At 59.6% G+C, this 17,179-nt stretch carries 14 protein-coding genes; all 14 read right to left on the bottom strand.

From position 1 onward, the window contains the following. Positions 1 to 2 precede the first annotated feature (2 nt). The 14 genes from BC363_RS15775 to BC363_RS15710 all read right to left on the bottom strand — a co-directional run bounded on the left by BC363_RS15775 (position 3) and on the right by BC363_RS15710 (position 17,177). Positions 3 to 350: a hypothetical protein gene (locus BC363_RS15775; RefSeq protein ID WP_065783960.1), complete on the bottom strand. Its 348-nt coding sequence runs from the start codon at positions 348 to 350 to the stop codon at positions 3 to 5. Between the two features lie 56 nt (positions 351 to 406). Further along, positions 407 to 2,269 carry a hypothetical protein gene (locus BC363_RS15770; protein WP_065783962.1) on the bottom strand — a complete coding sequence of 621 codons (1,863 nt, stop codon included), beginning with the start codon at positions 2,267 to 2,269 and terminating at the stop codon, positions 407 to 409. A gap of 262 nt (positions 2,270 to 2,531) precedes the next feature. Next, complete coding sequence (locus tag BC363_RS15765) at positions 2,532 to 2,876, bottom strand: hypothetical protein (RefSeq protein ID WP_065783964.1); 345 nt, start codon at positions 2,874 to 2,876, stop codon at positions 2,532 to 2,534. Beyond that, positions 2,876 to 3,358 carry a lysozyme gene (locus tag BC363_RS15760; RefSeq protein WP_065783965.1) on the bottom strand — a complete coding sequence of 161 codons (483 nt, stop codon included), beginning with the start codon at positions 3,356 to 3,358 and terminating at the stop codon, positions 2,876 to 2,878. The genes BC363_RS15765 and BC363_RS15760 overlap by 1 nt, the downstream gene beginning before the upstream one ends. Next, the gene (locus BC363_RS15755; RefSeq protein ID WP_065783967.1) at positions 3,339 to 3,578 is read right to left on the bottom strand and encodes a hypothetical protein; all 240 of its coding nucleotides are present in this window, start codon (positions 3,576 to 3,578) and stop codon (positions 3,339 to 3,341) included. The genes BC363_RS15760 and BC363_RS15755 overlap by 20 nt, the downstream gene beginning before the upstream one ends. After that, positions 3,579 to 3,893, bottom strand: a complete 315-nt coding sequence (locus BC363_RS15750) for a hypothetical protein (RefSeq protein ID WP_065783969.1) — start codon at positions 3,891 to 3,893, stop codon at positions 3,579 to 3,581. 80 nt (positions 3,894 to 3,973) lie between these two features. After that, on the bottom strand, positions 3,974 to 4,381 hold the full coding sequence (locus BC363_RS15745) for a hypothetical protein (protein WP_065783971.1): 408 nt from the start codon (positions 4,379 to 4,381) through the stop codon (positions 3,974 to 3,976). Continuing rightward, complete coding sequence (locus BC363_RS15740; protein ID WP_065783973.1) at positions 4,378 to 4,791, bottom strand: hypothetical protein; 414 nt, start codon at positions 4,789 to 4,791, stop codon at positions 4,378 to 4,380. The genes BC363_RS15745 and BC363_RS15740 overlap by 4 nt, the downstream gene beginning before the upstream one ends. Positions 4,792 to 4,795: 4 nt before the next feature. Continuing rightward, positions 4,796 to 9,964, bottom strand: coding sequence for a phage tail protein (locus BC363_RS15735; RefSeq protein WP_065783975.1), 5,169 nt, complete (start codon positions 9,962 to 9,964; stop codon positions 4,796 to 4,798). A gap of 3 nt (positions 9,965 to 9,967) precedes the next feature. Then, positions 9,968 to 10,564 (bottom strand): tail assembly protein, encoded by a 597-nt coding sequence (locus BC363_RS15730; protein WP_065783977.1) that lies wholly within the window; start codon positions 10,562 to 10,564, stop codon positions 9,968 to 9,970. Continuing rightward, positions 10,557 to 11,309, bottom strand: a complete 753-nt coding sequence (locus tag BC363_RS15725) for a C40 family peptidase (RefSeq protein WP_065783979.1) — start codon at positions 11,307 to 11,309, stop codon at positions 10,557 to 10,559. Before BC363_RS15725 ends, BC363_RS15730 begins: the two co-directional genes overlap by 8 nt. After that, positions 11,306 to 12,016, bottom strand: a complete 711-nt coding sequence (locus BC363_RS15720) for a phage minor tail protein L (protein WP_065783981.1) — start codon at positions 12,014 to 12,016, stop codon at positions 11,306 to 11,308. The genes BC363_RS15725 and BC363_RS15720 overlap by 4 nt, the downstream gene beginning before the upstream one ends. A 59-nt stretch (positions 12,017 to 12,075) precedes the next feature. After that, positions 12,076 to 12,432, bottom strand: coding sequence for a phage tail protein (locus tag BC363_RS15715; protein WP_065783983.1), 357 nt, complete (start codon positions 12,430 to 12,432; stop codon positions 12,076 to 12,078). After that, positions 12,432 to 17,177, bottom strand: a complete 4,746-nt coding sequence (locus BC363_RS15710) for a tape measure protein (RefSeq protein ID WP_065783985.1) — start codon at positions 17,175 to 17,177, stop codon at positions 12,432 to 12,434. The genes BC363_RS15715 and BC363_RS15710 overlap by 1 nt, the downstream gene beginning before the upstream one ends. Positions 17,178 to 17,179: the final 2 nt, after the last annotated feature.

Below are 17,179 nucleotides of genomic sequence, written 5' to 3'. Positions count from 1 at the left end.
GATTAGATACCCCGCGTGATCGCGCGACGGACAGGGACGGTCAGCATGAAGCCGAGGTGCTGCTTCAGGCCGCTATCTGTGCGCACCATGTCGATGTAAGCCGTTCGCTCGGGCCAGCCGATGCTCATCGAGCCAGGCAGGCGCAGTTGCAGGATCTTTTCGGAGATACGCGTGATGCTGCCGTTCGCCGTGGTGAGCGTCGCCAGAATATCCTCAGCGTTAGGGTCACGCCTCACATGCGCAGTGAAGGTCGCATTGGCCGGAAAGGTGATCGGCGATTTGTCGAAACCCAACTGGATCGCCCAGTCGTAGCCGGCTGTAATAACCTGACCCTTGAACTTCTGCAGCATCTATTACTCCCAAGCGAGAACTTAGGCGCAATTGTAAATCAATATTGATTGACCGACTAGCCCCGCCATTCCCCATTCTGGTAGGTAACGAGGGTGCGTTTGCCGTTCTTGTATTGAACCGTATCGGTCACGGTCCAGCCGGACGGGCCCTTGTTGTATCCCTGGCGCAGGTTCTTCACGCCGGAGACGTAGACCTCATCCAGGATCTCAGACGAATGTTTGTCGCCGATGTTCATTGGCCGGCCAAGCGCCGCGTAGCCTGCGACCGTTCCTCGAGCACCATTGGCGCCACGGAAGCCGTGATGGCCGCATTCAACGCCGTTGATCACGTAGCTCTGACCGTCGTGCACCCAATCCACTTCTGAAACATCGACGCCGTGCTTGTCAGCAACAAGATTGACGGCATGCTGGAGAAGGGAGAAGGAGCGCGGGCTGCGGCCGGCGTCGAGATCCTGAGCCACCTCCTCGCGCCAGGCGAGGTAGGCGTCCTCGAGCTGAAGGCCAAAGCGAATATTGATACCGTCGTTGCGATAGCGCCCTTCACGCACGTAGCGCTCCAGAGCGATGTCGTGGTTTGACTCAACGACAGTCACGCTGGTGGTCGAACGCAGCTCAGCGAGCAACTGTGCGACTCCCAGCACCTCTTCAGCGACACTTTCTCGGTCACGCACAGCCACTTCGTAGCTCATAGCGTTGTCGTGGACGTTGTGATGGTTGCGCCGGTAGTTATCGAAGACGTCGTGGACGAGAACACGCTTCGGATTAAGGGTCTTCACCAGGCTGTCAGAGCGCCGGAAGGTGGCAGCATAGTTTCTCTGATCCGCCTTGTCGTTGTGCAGATCGCCAAGAACGACCACATCGACGCTCTCATCATCGATATCAACCACGCCATCTTTGACGAAGAACTCGAGGTCATAGAAGGAGCCGTCGGTATCGGCCAATAGGTGACGACAGAAAGGATCGCCGGCCTGATTGAACTCGACGATCACCGCGCCGACCTTGTGATGACTGAGCGCCTTGATGCCGGCCTTGCGCGGAATGATCTTCGGACGCGTGACCATGCCGGTCGTCATGACCTGGTGCGCTTGCTTCGAGGGATCGAGCGTCGGAACGGACTTGAGCTGGATCTTCGCGTGCGGAAACACGGTCCACTTGCCGCGCGAGTAGGTCGTGAGATCGCCGATCGGTCGATTGGCCGTCGGCAGCATGTTCATCTCGCCGGCGAAGACGAAGTTGTCGCCGAGCTCCATTTGGCCGAAGCAGAGGAACTCCTCAATCTCGGGCGCATAGGCGCGCACAGCCGGGTTGTTCTCAGCCCACCACTGCGTTTCATAGGTGCCAGGCCCGACGATGATATCGGCATCGAGGAAGTGCGCGTAGGCCTGAAGGTTCTGCCAGAAGTCGCCGTCAATCGGGCAGTCGTTCTGTGCGCCGGTCAGTATGAACTTGCGACCGCGCGGGTCGATGACGCTTTCAACCTTGAGGATATCGGTCAGCCAGGTGCGCGGGATACCTTCGGTCTTCTCGCGATCGCCAGAGGTGCGGTCGTAGCGCTCCTTGAGCGTGCCCTCGACTACGAGCGCTTCAGGGTTGATCACCGGATAGCGAGACGATGTAAGCAGACCATGCAGTTGCTCACGCAGGAGATTTGCGCGTGCATTGGCGTGGATCATCGGATCGACCGGCTCCTTCTGCTGGGAAGGACTACGGACGCCAACGCGCGAGATCAGCTCCGGAACGTTCTCGCCGGCGCGCTTTCGACCGCGCATGATCGCGGCTTTGTTCCGAACAGTTTGGTATGAAAGCTTGAGTTCATAGGCGACGTCAGCAAGGAACGGATAAGTCGCCGGATCGTTGTAGACCCTGATGAAAGCCTGATCTTCAGAAGAAAGCGTCTTTTCCGGTCCTGCTTCATTCATAGTATGTATATTCTCTATTAGTGTAAAAGATACATAGATGAGAGACGGACCGGATTACTTTCCGGTCGCAGCCAAACTCTCCCGGAGATCGTCATAATACTCGACGAGGATCCCGTTCTGATCGTCGCACGCTTTCAAAGCGGCGCGGTCCCGGCGCCAAAGCTTCTCGGTTTCAGCCTGGGCAATACGACGATCGGGAATGAGAACCGGGCGGTCGCAGTCTTTGACCTCGATCGGCAGCGCCGGCAGCTCAATCTTAGCCTTAACGGACGGCGTTAAGACGCTGCACGCTGTTGCGGTTGAGGCCACAAGCACCAGCGTCAGAATCTTGATCGGCTTCAGCATCGAGACGGGCATTTTCATTCTCCAGACGTTTCTTTTCGAGGACCAGGCCGGCGATATCCTCGCGCAGACCTTTCTCAGCAGCGGCGATGGCGCGGTCATTGGCCTGACGCATCGCCTCTTTTTCCTGTTCTGCGACGACCCCACGCGCGTCCCAGCCGCGTTCGTAGATGGCGTGGTAGGTGAAGATTGCTCCAGCGACGGCCGCAACGGCGACCGCGCCATAGATCCAACCGAGGTAAGGGGAGATGAGCGCCTTCAGCATCAGACACCCGCCAGGCAAAGCTTGGTTTCAGCCGCACGGCGCGTCACGAGACCCTTGATGGTCCGACCACCGGCCTTCACCCACTTGCCAAACTCACCGCATGCGCCGCGGATATCGCCGGCATTGAGCTTCTTCAGCATCGTGGATTTGCAGTAGGCGCCAACGCCTACGTTGTAGGCGAGCGAGAGCTGCGAGACGTAGACCTTGTCAGAAAGACTGTCGGGCGCCTTCATGCATCTACGCATGCCCTGCTCATGCTCGATCAGGCTATCGATCAGCATGTTGTTGCAGGTCTCTTTCGAGAAGCGCATGCCGGGCTTGATACCCTTGGTCTCACCGTAGCAGGCAGTCCAGATGCCCACGACGTCCTGATAGGCGTAGAGCACCAGACCCTCGAACCCACCGACGGTTTGCACGGACATGGCGCCGGCCGCGGTTAGTGCCGTGGCACCTGCGACAACGTTACGAAGCCTGGTCTTCATCTTGATCTCCAGAGATGGTCTTCTGAGCGATGAGGCGCGCAACGAGAGCGGCCATCAGAGTGAGCGGGGTCAGTAGCGCCATCACAATCGGAGGCACGCTGATCAGGGCGGGCAGAAAGGGAATGAACGCCTCGATGCCGGACAGGATCGCGGCAGCGGCGATAATCCGGACGTTCCAGGAGTTCTTGAGAATCTTCTTCCAGTCGCGGTGCAGCTTCATTTACTGCACCTCTTCTGTGGTCTGTCGCGGGATATTCGGCACGATGTAATCGGCGCGCTTGGTGACCCCATTCGTTTCGATAACCGTCGTCAGCTTGACCACGGCCTCTTTCAACTCGCCGGTCTTCTGCGTCAGCTCCTTAGTGGCCTTGCGGTCCTCGTCGGTGCGATCGAGACGAATGTCCTGTTCCTGGTTCTTCTGCTCGATGCCCTTGAAGTAGGCGACAGCATTCCAACCAACAGTCGCAAGACCGATCATTCCCGCGACGAAGCTGATCGTCGCACCGTTCACTTTAAAGGAGGGCATAGCGGCCATGACAGTGGATCCCGAGCGCGAACATGGTAAGTCAATATTGATTTACCATTATAGACGCGGCGAAATCCCCTGGCAACCGATCAGGCTGCGCTAAGTGCCGATAGTGTCGTTCTGGCCTCACCGACGAGGGCGTCGATTGCGGCAGGCGTGGTTGCCACCCCTACCCTCGCCTTAATGTCGAGCCGTGTGGTTTCGATCAGAACGGAGACCTGACGCCAGCCGTGAGCCAGCGACAAAACGATTGCAGCCTGGTCGAGCAGATTGACGCCATTCATGATGGCTTCGGCTGCCAGGTGCGGCACCAGGCTTGGGGAGATCGAAGGATCGGCCGTGATCATCTCGGCCTCCTTCTCCTTCTGGGTGTAGACCATCTCCTGACCGGGAGCGACCGTGATGTAGCTCGATCGACTAACGCCGGCGAACGCATCAATGGTTCGATAGGCCACATCGCGGATAGGTGTCAGATCCTTGGCAATAGAGAGCTTCACGATGCAACAATCTCCGCGTTGAAGGGTAAATAAGGCCAGTGGTCGATCTCGATGCGGTAGGTCGCCGGCATGGGCGAGCTGATCGAGATCGAGCCTCCCGCCACCTCATGCTCCACATCATCGATTTTAACGACAACAGGGTCCGGCAGGCCATGCATGACCGCCTCATCCACATCGTCGGCTGCAATCTGCGTCTTGGAGATTGAGAATGCAGGTCGATCGGTGATCACGTCATCGAGGACATACTGAGTCACGTCGTCGGCGCTGCCCAAAATCAACCCCTCGCCCTGCCTCTTCTGAAGCTCCACGTCTGCGAAGACACAGAAGCCGGTTCGGTCAATCCTGCCCGTTACAGGATCAAAGATGGTGAAATTTACAGTCATTTGCGGGTCGATTTGTTCTTCGCTCATTGGTTCACTTCTTAATCAAGAGGGCCGACATAAAACGCTCCCTGCAGTTTGCCGAGCGCGTTCCGTTACCGCCGCTGTGGCCAATGCGAGCCATGAGTTCGTAGGTGATCGTTCCGGCGCCAGGAGCACTGTCGTAGAAGCTCAGAAGGAACTTGTCAGTTCCAGTGTAGGTGGTGTTGCTCGACGAGTTCGCCCCAACCGACTGACTGCGCAACGTTGCGCCGTTTCGCCTCGCATCAACAATGAGGTCGATCCCGACAGATCCACCGTCGTTTGTCGACCTGGCAGAGCACGTCGCGATAACGTCGGCATTAAAGATGATCGGAGCACCGGTCGGGTTGTAAACGGAGATGGTTCCGATGCTATAATCCACGCTGGGGACCGAAAGGCCAATAGCGCCCCCGCCATACATACCCGCGCCCTGAGTAACGGCGTTGTTGGCGATCAGATCCGTGATCAACGAGCCGTCTTGAACGAGCACGCGCGCATCGATCCTGTCAGCGGTAATATGCTCACCGTTGATTGCCTTTGCCTTGACGTGAATACTTTCGATCGCCTGCGTTTGGACGTGAACACTCGCGATGGAGTTCGCCTGCAGGTGGTTGCCGTTGAGCTGGTTGAATTTCAGGCGGTCGCCAGTCAGGCTGTCAACTTTAACATTGCCACCGTCAATGACCGTCCGACCATAGGTCGCGTTCATCGTGTCACCACCGCGGTAGGTGGCAAGCACGATGCAGTTGGATGCGAACGCAGTCGCAACGTTGGTCGTAACCGAGAGTGAGGTCGCGTCCTTCACCCAGTAGACATACATGGTGCCGGACGACCAGACGCCCGTCGAACCAGCAGCGATCGATCGCGTCGTAGGCGTGCCGGCGTCGTTGACGTAGCTGATGGTGCCGGCCGTCCAGCTCGCGCGGTTCAGGGCCGGCGCGTTGTGTTCGAACTGCACGCCATCGAGCGAGATATTGCGCATACCGATGATCGCGGCATTCGCGGCAAGGGTGTTTGCAGCGATCGCACCACCGTTGATCTCGGTCGAGTCACCGCCCATCGCCCAGTTGGCAATCGTGCCATTGTTGGAGATCCGGACGCGGCCAGGATCAATCAGCGTGGAAGCGGCGTTGATGCGGGCAGCCGGGTTCGACGCGCGGTCGCGAACCGTGCCGAGCGTGTCTCCACCACCGACGATGATCGAGTTGGAGATCGTCGTATTGGCCTGGAGCTTGTCGGCGGAAAGCGACAGGATCTTCGCCGAGGTGATAACGGCGTCGCCAATCTGGACAGAGCCAGTGATGATCGCGTCGTTAGCAACGAGCTGCTGAGCGCCGATGGTGCCGGCCAGAATGTTGTTACCATCCTGCATGACCTTGCCATCGGCCATCTGCACGTCGGTTCCACCGCGATAAACGCCGACCGGGAAGCCGCCTACCGTAAAGATCGCCGAGATCGAGGTCGTGGTGCGCAGCGTCGTCTCACCCTCGACGTAGTAGAGGTAGAGCGAGCCAGCGGTCCAAGTTGCATTGCCGGCCACGACAGTCTTGGTCGTCGTGCCAGAGAGCTGTGAACCAACAGAAACGTCGAAGCTCGTCCAGGCGACCTTGTTTGCGGACGGCGAGTTCGGCGTCAGCGTCAGACCAACAATGGTCATGCGCTTCGGATCAGGCATGACTGCGGTCTGGGCAGACGAGACCGCAGTCAGGCCAGACTTGTTGCCAGACGTATCGACCGCACGCAGCCAGTAGTAGCGCGTCGTGTTGTGCGCGAGGCCAGTGCGCGGGAAGCTCGTGCCGATCGAGTTTGCGATAACAACGGCATCGGCCGAGACGTTCGTCGTGCCCTCAAGGATCTCGATGATCGCCAGGTCAGCGTCGGTCGGATTGACCCACGACAGCCACAGCGAGGTCAGGCCGGGAGTGACTGTGAAGTCGGTCGGCGCAGCAGGCGGCGTCGTGTCCTTCGCTGCGACATGCATGATCTCTGCGGAGTAGTTCGACACATTGGTGTTGCGGTCGCGGGCGCGGATCTTGATCTTATATGTGACAGCCGGAATACCGTCGAACTCGAACGGGCCGTTTGCGACCGGGAAGCTGACGTAGTTGCCCGAGCCCTGCTTAATCTGCAGGTCATAGGCAGCCATGTCTTCTTCGGTATTGGCATCCCAAGTGACCGTAACGCGCGCGATGCCGTTTGCAACGACCGAGGTCGCGGCAAGGCCGGTCGGCACCCCAGGCGGGGTCATGTCAAATTCAAGCTCGGTGGCGACCTGCAAGGGCGGCGAGATATTCAGGCCGGTCTTGCCGAAGGCGTCATAGGCCGCAACACGGATAAAGTAAGTCGTCAGCTCCTCGCCAGGAAAGACGAAGGAGCCACCCCTACCATCATAGCGCGGCGCGGTCGTGTAGGGGTCGAAGGTGTCGTTCTTCTCGACCCAGACCAGAACGCCTGCGAAATCGTCATCTACCTGAGCCGGCCAGGACAGGTGAATATTCTTCACCGCGACGAAGAAGGCGGGATTGAAGACAGCCGGAACCGGGTTGGAGACAGTGATCGTCGCCGGGTTGCTCTGTCGCTGAAGCGTGTCCGTAACCGTTACGTCGAAGCGCAGCGTGCGGGTAGGACCGGTCAGTCCCGCAAGCTTCGCATCAGCCGCATTCATCTCCAGCGTATAGCCGTAGTTGGTCGTCTCGACCTTCTGGGTGCGCAGGAGCTTGCCCGAGGTCACATCCCAGACCTTCACAGTGTTGAAGGCGTAGAACGGGCTGCGGACGTTCGCAACGGACGAGCCGGTCGCGCTCTGCGCGGTGCTTTCGGCGAAGTTGTTCTGCCAGGTGACGTTAGCGACCTTGCCGGAGAAGTGAATGCCGTTTTCCGAGCCCTCGAGTTTGAGGTCGGAGACCGTCGGGCCGGCAGCGATCGCCCAGCCGGCAATCTCATAGACGATCGTCGCCGGCTGTGAGCGCATCGACGAGTGGCTGATCGCGTAGACGTAGAAAGTGTAATCGCCGGTCGGCAGTTCGGTGATGTCGATCGAGTTGTTCTTGGTCGTGCCGACGATGTTATAGCCGGTCGATTCCGACAGCATCGCGACTTCGTATTCCTTGGTCAGGAAATCGCGCGGGTTCGTCCAGGACAGCGTGAGCGTCGACTTCGGGAGACCGTTCTCGATGTAGCTGACTTCGTCGACGCGCAGATTTTCGACCGGCAGGCTTTCATTCTTCGGGCGCGTATACTGGATCGGCTGGAGCGTGCGCATATCCTCGACGCGAGCGTATTTGTTCGGGTCGTGGAATAGCGCTGTGATTTTAAAGGTGTTCTTGCTGTCTTCCTTGATGGTCAGCACGCGGTATTGGCGCGGTTGCACGTCCGTGCCGCGCATGATCCACATCGAGTTGACCAGCGGTAGATCGTCGAGCGGCTGGGCGAGAACAATGCGGTCGTAACCGACGCTCTCACCTTCCTCGAAGATCTCATTTGCGAAGGAGGCGATGTTGCACAGCTTCACCTCGCCGTTCGGCAGGGTGACGTAGATCTGGTAGGTCGCGCCGAGCGTAGGCTTGAAGGGACCATCGAGCCAGAGCTGAGTTTCCTCGGCAGCCTTCAGACGACCACCGATGCGCACCTGCGCCTTTGCAGGATCGGCGATCGCAATGATGTTACCCGGTCGAACGTCGGTCGCGTCCCAGGAGGTCGCGAAATCAACCGTCTCGGTCTCGTTCTGCTCGACATCGAGGATCCACTTGCCGTAGCGATGCGCGAGCGCACGCGAGGTGCAGCCCTGAAGCTGCACAGCCTTCTCACGCCAGCCCCAGCGCTGAAGCCCCTCGTCGTTGACGACCGGCTCGATGTCGGAGCGATAGAAGTCGTCGGGATTGTTGTAGGTCACGAGCGCGACCGTGTGGCGCGCCTTCTGCGAGGTTCCCGAATAGTTGAACTCGGCACCGAGGACGTTTGCCGGCGAGAACAGCTTAACCGGATCCTCCGGCATGTCGGCAGTCGCAAAGACCTGGCCGAGCGACCAGTAGGCCATGCCGCGCCATGCCGTCGAGATCTGCTGAAGCACGCGCCAGGCATCCTCACGCGACCGCAGAACGCCGTTGAAGGTGTAGCGGGGCTCATAGAGGTCAGCGCCGGTCGTGAAGTTCTTGAAGCCCGTCTTGACCTGCTGATCGCAATACTGGGCAATCGCGTAGAGCGACCACTTGTCGACGATCTGCGCCGAGACAAACTCGCCCAAACCATAGCGATCGTTGGTCAGAAGGTCGTAAAAGATCCAGGCCGGGTTATTGGTCCACGCCTGCTTGAAAGTGCCGTCCCAAGGGCCGTTATAGGTGCGAGCGATCGGATCGTAGTTCTTCGGAACCGAGATGATCAAGCCGCGGTAGCGATAGTTACGCGCCGGGATGGACTGACCCATATCCTCGGCGTTGACTTCCATGGCGACCAGCGCAGTGTGCGGATAGGTGAACTTACCCTCGACGAGAACCGTGTAGCTCTCGAAATAGGTGTCGTTCGCAACCGTATCTTCAGTGCTGTCAGGCGACAGGCGGCGAACACGCAGATCCCAGGGGCAACCACCGAGCGGCAGTTCGATCCGGTGAGCGCGCTGCACGGCCGAGGTCGTCTTCTGATTGACCAGGTGCTCAACGTGCGCGGACTGCCACTCGCCCTGATGACCGCGCACCTCAATTTCATAGGAGACCGAGGTCGTCTTCAGCTTGCCGCTCTTTTCGTCCTGACGAACGAGTGACGGCAGTCGAACGACAACGCGCACGGCATCGGCGTTCTCTTCGTTGATAGTGCGAAGAACGGGGCCGGTGCTGTATTTGACCTGCGTGTCGACCTGGAATGGCGTTTCAACCTGCGGAAATCCGGTCAGGTGTTCCTGGTCGGGATAGCCCTTGCGCTGCGTGATGAGAACGTTCTTGAAGTTCTCAACGCCGGTCTCATTCTTGACGGGCGTCTGCTCGAAATAGACGCCGCGGCCTGCTTCAGCATCGGTGAGCGCCACGCCGTCAGCGACGAGACCGACGCACGGACCTTCAGAGACGATCTCGACCCAGCGGGCGCGCGCCTTCGAGCGCAGCGTATTGCTTGCGTTCGAACCGCTACCACCACCTTTACCCTTGCCACCGCCCTTGGAGCCGCGAACAAGCTCGTCGCCGTCAATCATCATGCCTTAGTTCCCAAGCTGTTCGATATCGATGCCGATCGAGGCGACGACGCCGCCCGTAATCACTTCGCCGTAGACAAGCGGCAGAGCCCCGCCCTGCTCGTAGGTGCTGCCAGGACCGGAGAGCAGGAAGCTGTCCTCCTTCTCCTCCTTCTTCTCTTCGGGTGAGAGCATCTGGCTGACGCCGGCGACCGCGAGGGCTACACCGAGCATCGCCATGTTGCCGTAGGTCGCGCCGCCCAGGGCGCCACTCATGATCGGGGTTGCGAGCGCACCACCCGAGAACAGGAAGGCAGCGCCAACGAGCGCCACGCCAAGAACGATCTTGAGCAGGCCACCGCGCTTGGAACCGGCGACATGCGGAGCGATGTGCAGCGGCGCGCGGCCGAGCCGGTAGGTAGTGCAGAGCTCAAGGTCGAGATCGCGCCCCTTGTCGATGTCATCGCCACGCACGACGTGAAATTCGCCGGTGCGCATAACCTGCTCGAAGCCCTTGAAGTTGACGCAGAGCGCGCGAACAGCTTCGGCAGCCGTCTCAACTTCCAGCTCGATCTCGTATCCGAAGCGCTTACCCAGTTCGCCGTGCAGGTAGATCTTACGCATCGGCTTTTCCCGTATAGCGGATCCACATTTCGGCCTGGCGAGCCCACAGACCCGCAGGTTCGCGCCGAGACAGACGTCCAGGGAAATGCTGAGCGATCGTGTCCTGCGTCAGCAGCACGCCACCGTGATTGAACTTGTCGGAGTGCCACTTGAGAAGGAACACGTCGCCCGGTCGGACGTCGGACGTCGCAACCTCGGTGAAACCTTCGCCGGCCATGCCGTCGATGTAGAGATCTTCACCCTGCTTGAACCACTCGGGATCGCGCGGCTGTTCGGAGATCAGGTGCGGCGCGTGCGGCCACTCGACGCCCTGAAGCGCACACCCTTCCCGCCCCAACCGAAAGACATCGCGGATGAGCGCGAAACAATCGGTCACTCCTGAAACGAACTCACGACCAAGCAACGGCGGAATATTGTCGTCACCCCAGATGATCGGCTTACCAAGGCGGTCCTCGTCGACCGGAATGATCGCCCAGGGCAGGTCCGATTTCATCTGGCCGATCATGTCCATCTTGGACGGATAGAGCGGACCATTCGGGTGCGAGTGCACGATCGCCTGCATCTTGCCGGTGCGGATCGCGTTCTTGTAGTCAGCCGGATGAATCGCGAAGTCCTGCGTCGGATCTTCGGCGATGTTGCGGCAGCGCATGTATTGCCCGCCCACGACAATGCCGCAGCTCTCCTGCGGGTAAGCTTCACGCGCGTGCGCCTGCGCGGCGCTGACAACAGCGTCGGTGAAAATCATCCTCGAACCCTTCCAACACCTGGGAAGCCGCCAAACGGCAGCGGATTGGCCTCGCCGAAGCGAACCTTGCAGCAGTTGACCGAGCGCGACGGCTGATCCTTGTCGATCGTGGTCGGGCGATCCTGCTTGTCGAAATACTGACTGCCGCCATACGGGCAGAGCGCCTTGGAATAATCGAAGGTGCCCGAGTTGCGGTTGAATGCCCGGTAGCGGAACAGGCAGGTGTCGCGGATCACCTGGCGACCCGGCAGCTTCTTGCCTTCCTGATCGATGGCAGCCGAAAGCTCCCACTCGACGAAGACGGAGTTCTCCGAGGTCTTGCGGTCAATCTTGAAGACGTCAGGTCCGAAGATGGCGCTCGGATCGGGATCATCGCCGTCGTCGAGATGCTGCCGGAAGGTGCGAACGCGCCGAAGCTCGCAACCCAGAAGATCTCCATAGGTATTGAGCGCGGACTGGATCAGACCGTCGGAATTGGCAATACGAATGACCGGCGTCGGTAGAGCGCCCTGACCGGAGACCTCGAAGCCCTCGAACTCAACGTCGCACGGCTGATACTCGATACCATCATGGACGACGGCACCACCTTCGACGCGACCCTGCACAAAGTAAAAAATCCCGCCCCCGACCGACGTTGCGTCGAGTCGAAAGAGCGAGACGTATTCACCTGGGGTGAGGCTCTGCGCCGTCTGGTAGATCGTAACCATAATGCTCCTGAAATGAAGCCATATGGTAAATCAATATTGATTGACTGACAACGTTTGAATTATACCTCGTGCGTCCACGACTGCACAAAGGTCGCTGCGATCTTTCGCGTGCCATCGTTGTTCACGGTGTCGTCGAACTCCTCGCAAGTCCACTTGACGGGCACGCTCTCGCGCGGCGGGGTGTAGTAGAAGGCGCGGTCGCCTCCTCTCTGCTCGAGGAAGTCGGAGATAGCCCAGGCCTGATCATCGATCAGAACCTCCCAGACGAGCGTCAACTCGCGCCGGCGATGGTTGATGCCGGCGCGTGTGACCTGAGTGTATCCCTCGCCGAACTCGGCCTTCAGAAGGTTGAATTTGGTCTTGCGACCGGTGCCAGGCGACGGCTGGACCGGAGGCTCGAACGTCGGAAGTGCCATTACCTACCCTTTCCTGCACTGAGGAGATTTCCAGGACGCATCTGCCTGGAAAGCTCATCGACCACTACGCCACGCATCGTGCCCTCGATCTGCGAGCTGATCTGCTTTGCGAGATCCGTGTTCTGCTCGGGCGTGCCACCGCTTGCATTGACCGTAACCGGAGCGTTGATCGAGACTTGGTTCACCTGACCTCCGCTGTTCATCTGCGCGCCAATTGCGCCCATTTGCTCCTTGGTGAAGATACCTTCGTCCTTTTTGGCGATGATCGGGATTTCACCCGGCAGAAGGCGCTGACCACCGATCTGATTTGCACCAGAGTGATACTTCTTGGCATTCTTGAAGACCGACGGATTGACCATGCGGGTCTGGTGGACGCCGCGGCCGAGAATGGCGCCGGTGTGTGCCGAACCCACGGCAACACCCTTGCCCTTCGTCAACAGACTGCTGGCGCCCTTACCCTGCTTTGCGGCGGGGGCAGCCCCTACGGTCTGCTTCGGCCCCATGAAGCCGCTCATGATCTTCTTGACCCACGTATTGATGATGTCACGCGCGATCGACTGAAGCGCCTGCTTCCAGTCGCCCGTCCCCATGATGAGATCCGTGATGCCGCCTGCGAGCGTGTCCATCCACTGCGTAGACTGCTTCTGCAGATTGCCCTGGAGATCAGACCATTCTCGCATCTGCTTCGACATTGGATCCTGCGCGGCATACTGCTTGCGGATCTGTGCCTTTTCAGCCTCGAACTGGCGCGTCGCCTCGACGTCCAGCAGACCGGCCTGCTTGTAGTAGGCCATCTTGGCGTCGACTTCGGCGAGCTCCTGGTTCATCGCAGCCTGGCGAGCCGCGCTCTCGCTCATCAGCCCGCGCTGAAGCTCGCGGGTCCGGCTGTTGGAGTTAGCGACGTCCTGCAGAAGCTCGGTCTGACCGAACATGGCAAGCGCCTGGCGCTTCTTCTCAATGCCGGCGCGATACTGCTCGGAGTCCTTGCCATAGACGGTCTCGAGGTCGCGGACGTATTTGTCCATGTCCTCGCGCATCTGCACCAGGCCGGAGCTTTCAAGCCGGACATTTGGATCTTTCGCCTTCGCCTTCAACTCGTTGATCTGGCGCTGAAGCTGAAGCTCCTGCTCCTTGATGCGAACTTCGGCGCCTTCGACGTTGCCAGCGGCTTCCTTGCGATCGGCACGCTTGTTCTCAGCCTCGTCGAGCTCGCGGGCGATCCGGAGAAGCTCCTTGTTCTTCTCGCTATTCATGTTCTTGTCGCCGAAATCACCCTTGGCGATCAGCTTGGAAACGGCGCGGTAGTTCTTATCGAGACCGTCGAGACTCTCCTTTGCCTCTTCGATCTTGCGAACCATCTCGGTCTTCTGGTCGTCGGCAGCCTGAGCCTTCTGCGCCGCGGTAAGCCGATTTTCCTCGTCGGTCAGCTCTGTCGTCGCGGCAACGCCGGCTTCGATGAGCTGGTTGCGCTTCTCAAGGAAAGCATTCGCCTCGCCGTAGACCTGATTGGTATCGACGACGGACGGGCCGGCAAATGGATTGTTGATGTCGAAAGGCTGCTTGAGGTTGACGCGCGGCATCTCGAAGCCAGCAGCCTTCTCGACCGTCGGGCCGCGGCTTGCGTTGGAAAGCGCCTGGTTGATCGCGCCGTCAGATACGTTCGCAAGCGATGTCCACTCCTTGCGCAGACCGGCCAGTCCCTCGCCCGACGTCAGACGACGGTTAAGCAGATGCGAGGCCATGGCGTCCTGCATCTTCTCGTCGAACAGCTCATCGCCCGACAGACCCATTTCACGAATGAGACCCTCGAGCGTCTGACCGACGATCTGATACTTGCCGAGCGCAGACGAGCCCTTGCCGTCACCATACTTGGCGCGGTTTGCCGGGTTTGCGAGCATCATGCGCTGAAGGTCGCGGACCTGCTTTAGCGACATGCCGACGAGGTTCTGCGAGCCACCCGTCCATGCGCCGTTATCAAGCGTGGCATTGTAGTTGCCGCCCGACTCCCCCTTGGCGATCAAATCAAGCATCGAGCCGGAGAACGCAGTGATCCGCGGAGCTCCTCCACCGAACGGGCTGTTCATCATGCTCAGGCTATCGAACGAAAGACCGTTGAGCGAGGTGCCGATGCCAGAGACGATACCCATCGTCTCGCGCAGCACGTCATTCATCGTGGTGATCTTGCCGATCGTCTGCTGACCAAAGGCCTTGTCCATCGACACGCCGACGGCATCCGTGACGCGGCCCTGCATGGTCATACCGCGAACAGACTCCTGGAGAGCTGCGAGTGCGGGCGAGTTTGGACCCAGACCCTTGTAGCCGCCCTGCTCAATCTTCATGCGGATCTTTTCGCCCTCGGTCAGCTCGCGACCGAGCGCCTTCTGCTCGAGCTCCATGCGCTTTTCGATGAGCTTGATCCGCGCGTTTTCGATATCGCTTTGGAGATCCTCGGCGCCCTCGTTCATCTCCTCGAGGGCAGCCTTCTTCAGGATCAGATTGGCGATTTCTTCGCCGAGTTCGCGCACCTGGGTGACAGACGTGTCGCCATAGGCACCACGCGCGAACTTGGCGAGAAACTCACCCAGCTCGTCATTGGCGCCACCCAGCTTGTCTTCCAGGCCGTGAACCTCGTCCTGCGTCTTGCCGAAGAGCTTCTCCAGCTTCTCGAGATCTCTCTCCGTGGTCGAGGATGCGCCGATCGAGGGAAGCTCGCCGGTGATATTGAGCGCCTCGCGTTTCTGGCGCAGCTCATCCAGCTTCTTCGTCAGCTCGTCGATCTTGAGCTGGTCAGCAAGCTGCATCGGGCCATCGCTCTTGTTCTTCGCCCAGACGTCATCGAGCGCACCCTGGATGAGCTTGCGCTGCGTCTCGTAGAGATTGCGGGCGTTCTCAGCGAGACGCTCTGTGCGCTCCTTTTCGAGCTGATCAATGCTGCGGCCGGCCTTGGATTCAGCAGCGATGCGCTCATCCATTTCCTTCTGAATGGCAGCCTGGCGATCGCGGTAAGCGCGCTGCTCGGCCGCTTCACGCCGGTCAAGCTCGCGCAGGGCGAAATCCGTCGCCTTCTTGGCGTCGTCTTCGATCGCTTTAATCTCGGCCTGCTTGAGGAGCTCCTCGTCCTTGCGGATCTGCGCCTGGCGCTGGGCTACGTCGTATTCTTCCTCGAGCTGGCTGCGCAGAGCCGAGCGCTGGTTAGCCTTGCTCTCGTCGCTACCGAGGAACAGGCTGTTCTTCACGGCACGATTGATCGTCTGTAGATCCTTGGTGAGATCGGCCTTCCGGCGCGCAACGTCCTTCTGAGCGTTGCCGAGCTGGTCACGCGCAACGTCACCGAACTCGCGCAGGGTCGCGATCGCTTCCTTACCGCGGCTGCCGAAGATATCGAAGGCATCGGCAATCTCATATACGGCCAGGCCGACGATAGCGGCAGCAGGTGCAACAGCCGTCATGGCGCCAACCATGCCCTGCAATGCGCGCGTAGCCTGGACTCGCGCCAAGCGATCGAGACTGGCGACAGAGGTCGAGGTATTCTGGAGTGCGCGCTGGTGAAGCAGAGCTGCGGCGTTGGCCTTGGCAAAGTTCATGCCGAGCATGTTGAGGGCGATGCTGAGCGAGGCATAGCCGGTCTTCAGCGAGCCGAGGAGCGAGATCCCGACCTTGCCAATCGCAACGAAGGCGGCAAACTCAGCCAGATTGCCGATCGCAGCGCGGAACTCGATTGCCTTTTCGACAGCCCACTGCAAACCTCGAGCGATCGAGGAAAGTGTCTGACCGACTTCCTTGGCGAAAACCTGACCGCCCGAAGACGCCAGCAGGTCGTTGAAGTCGCGAAGCTGTTCGGCGACGGTATGGAAGAAGCCACCCTCATTAGCATCGCCGGTCTTCAGATCGACGTCACCGATGATGCGGGCGAACTGCTGAAGTTCCGTCTTGGCGCGCGAGAGCTGACCGGAGAAGGTCTGCATCATGCGAACAGCCGAACCGCCGAAGGAGCGATCGAGCTCCTGGTAGAAGGCTTCGAGCGAGGGCTTTGCTGCCATGCGACCGGTAGCGATATGATCGACGAGGGTTGCGATCGACACGCCCATCGATGCGGCCATCAGACCCATTGCCTGCGGCATGGATTCGGAGATCTGCTGCCTCATCTCTTCCATCTGGATGACGCCCTTACCGGACGCCTGGGAGATACCCAGAATGGTGCGCTCCAGAGCCTCACCGTTACCACCGAAGGCCGAGACGCCATCGACGAGCGACTGCAGCGAGCCCTTCATCGGGTCAGTGCCGGTCGCTTTCAGCTTGGTGAAAGATGCCGTGAGGTTGTCGAGCTGAAACGGCGCTTCGCGCGCCATGTCGACGAGATACTTGACCTGGTCGGCCGCGTCAGTGACGGGATCTGCTGCCGAGGACATCGAGCGCAGCATGTGCGTCAGACGTTCGAACTCGGCATTGGTGCGAATAACCGCGCCAACCCAGGTGTCCTGAATATTGATGATCTTGTTGAAGCCGATTGAGACGGCCGTGGTGACGATCGAGACGTCGCGAAGGGTCGAGAGGAAGCCCTGGCTTGCTTCCGACGCCTTCGACATCGACGTGACGACCATCTGACCATCAGCGGCCATCTTGCGCAGGGCGGGCGAGGAGCGAGCAACGTTGCGGTTAAACTGCTGCAGCGTCTCGCCGGCGTGCATCATGCGCGTCGTGAACGAGCCATCCACCAGTTCCAGTTCAACCTTAATCGCCGTCATTC

Source organism: Ensifer sp. LC384, from assembly GCF_001695865.1.
In the GTDB taxonomy this organism is placed as follows: domain Bacteria; phylum Pseudomonadota; class Alphaproteobacteria; order Rhizobiales; family Rhizobiaceae; genus Ensifer.
The sequence above is the reverse complement of the archived record's forward strand: the minus strand, read 5'-3'. Positions and strand labels throughout refer to the sequence as shown.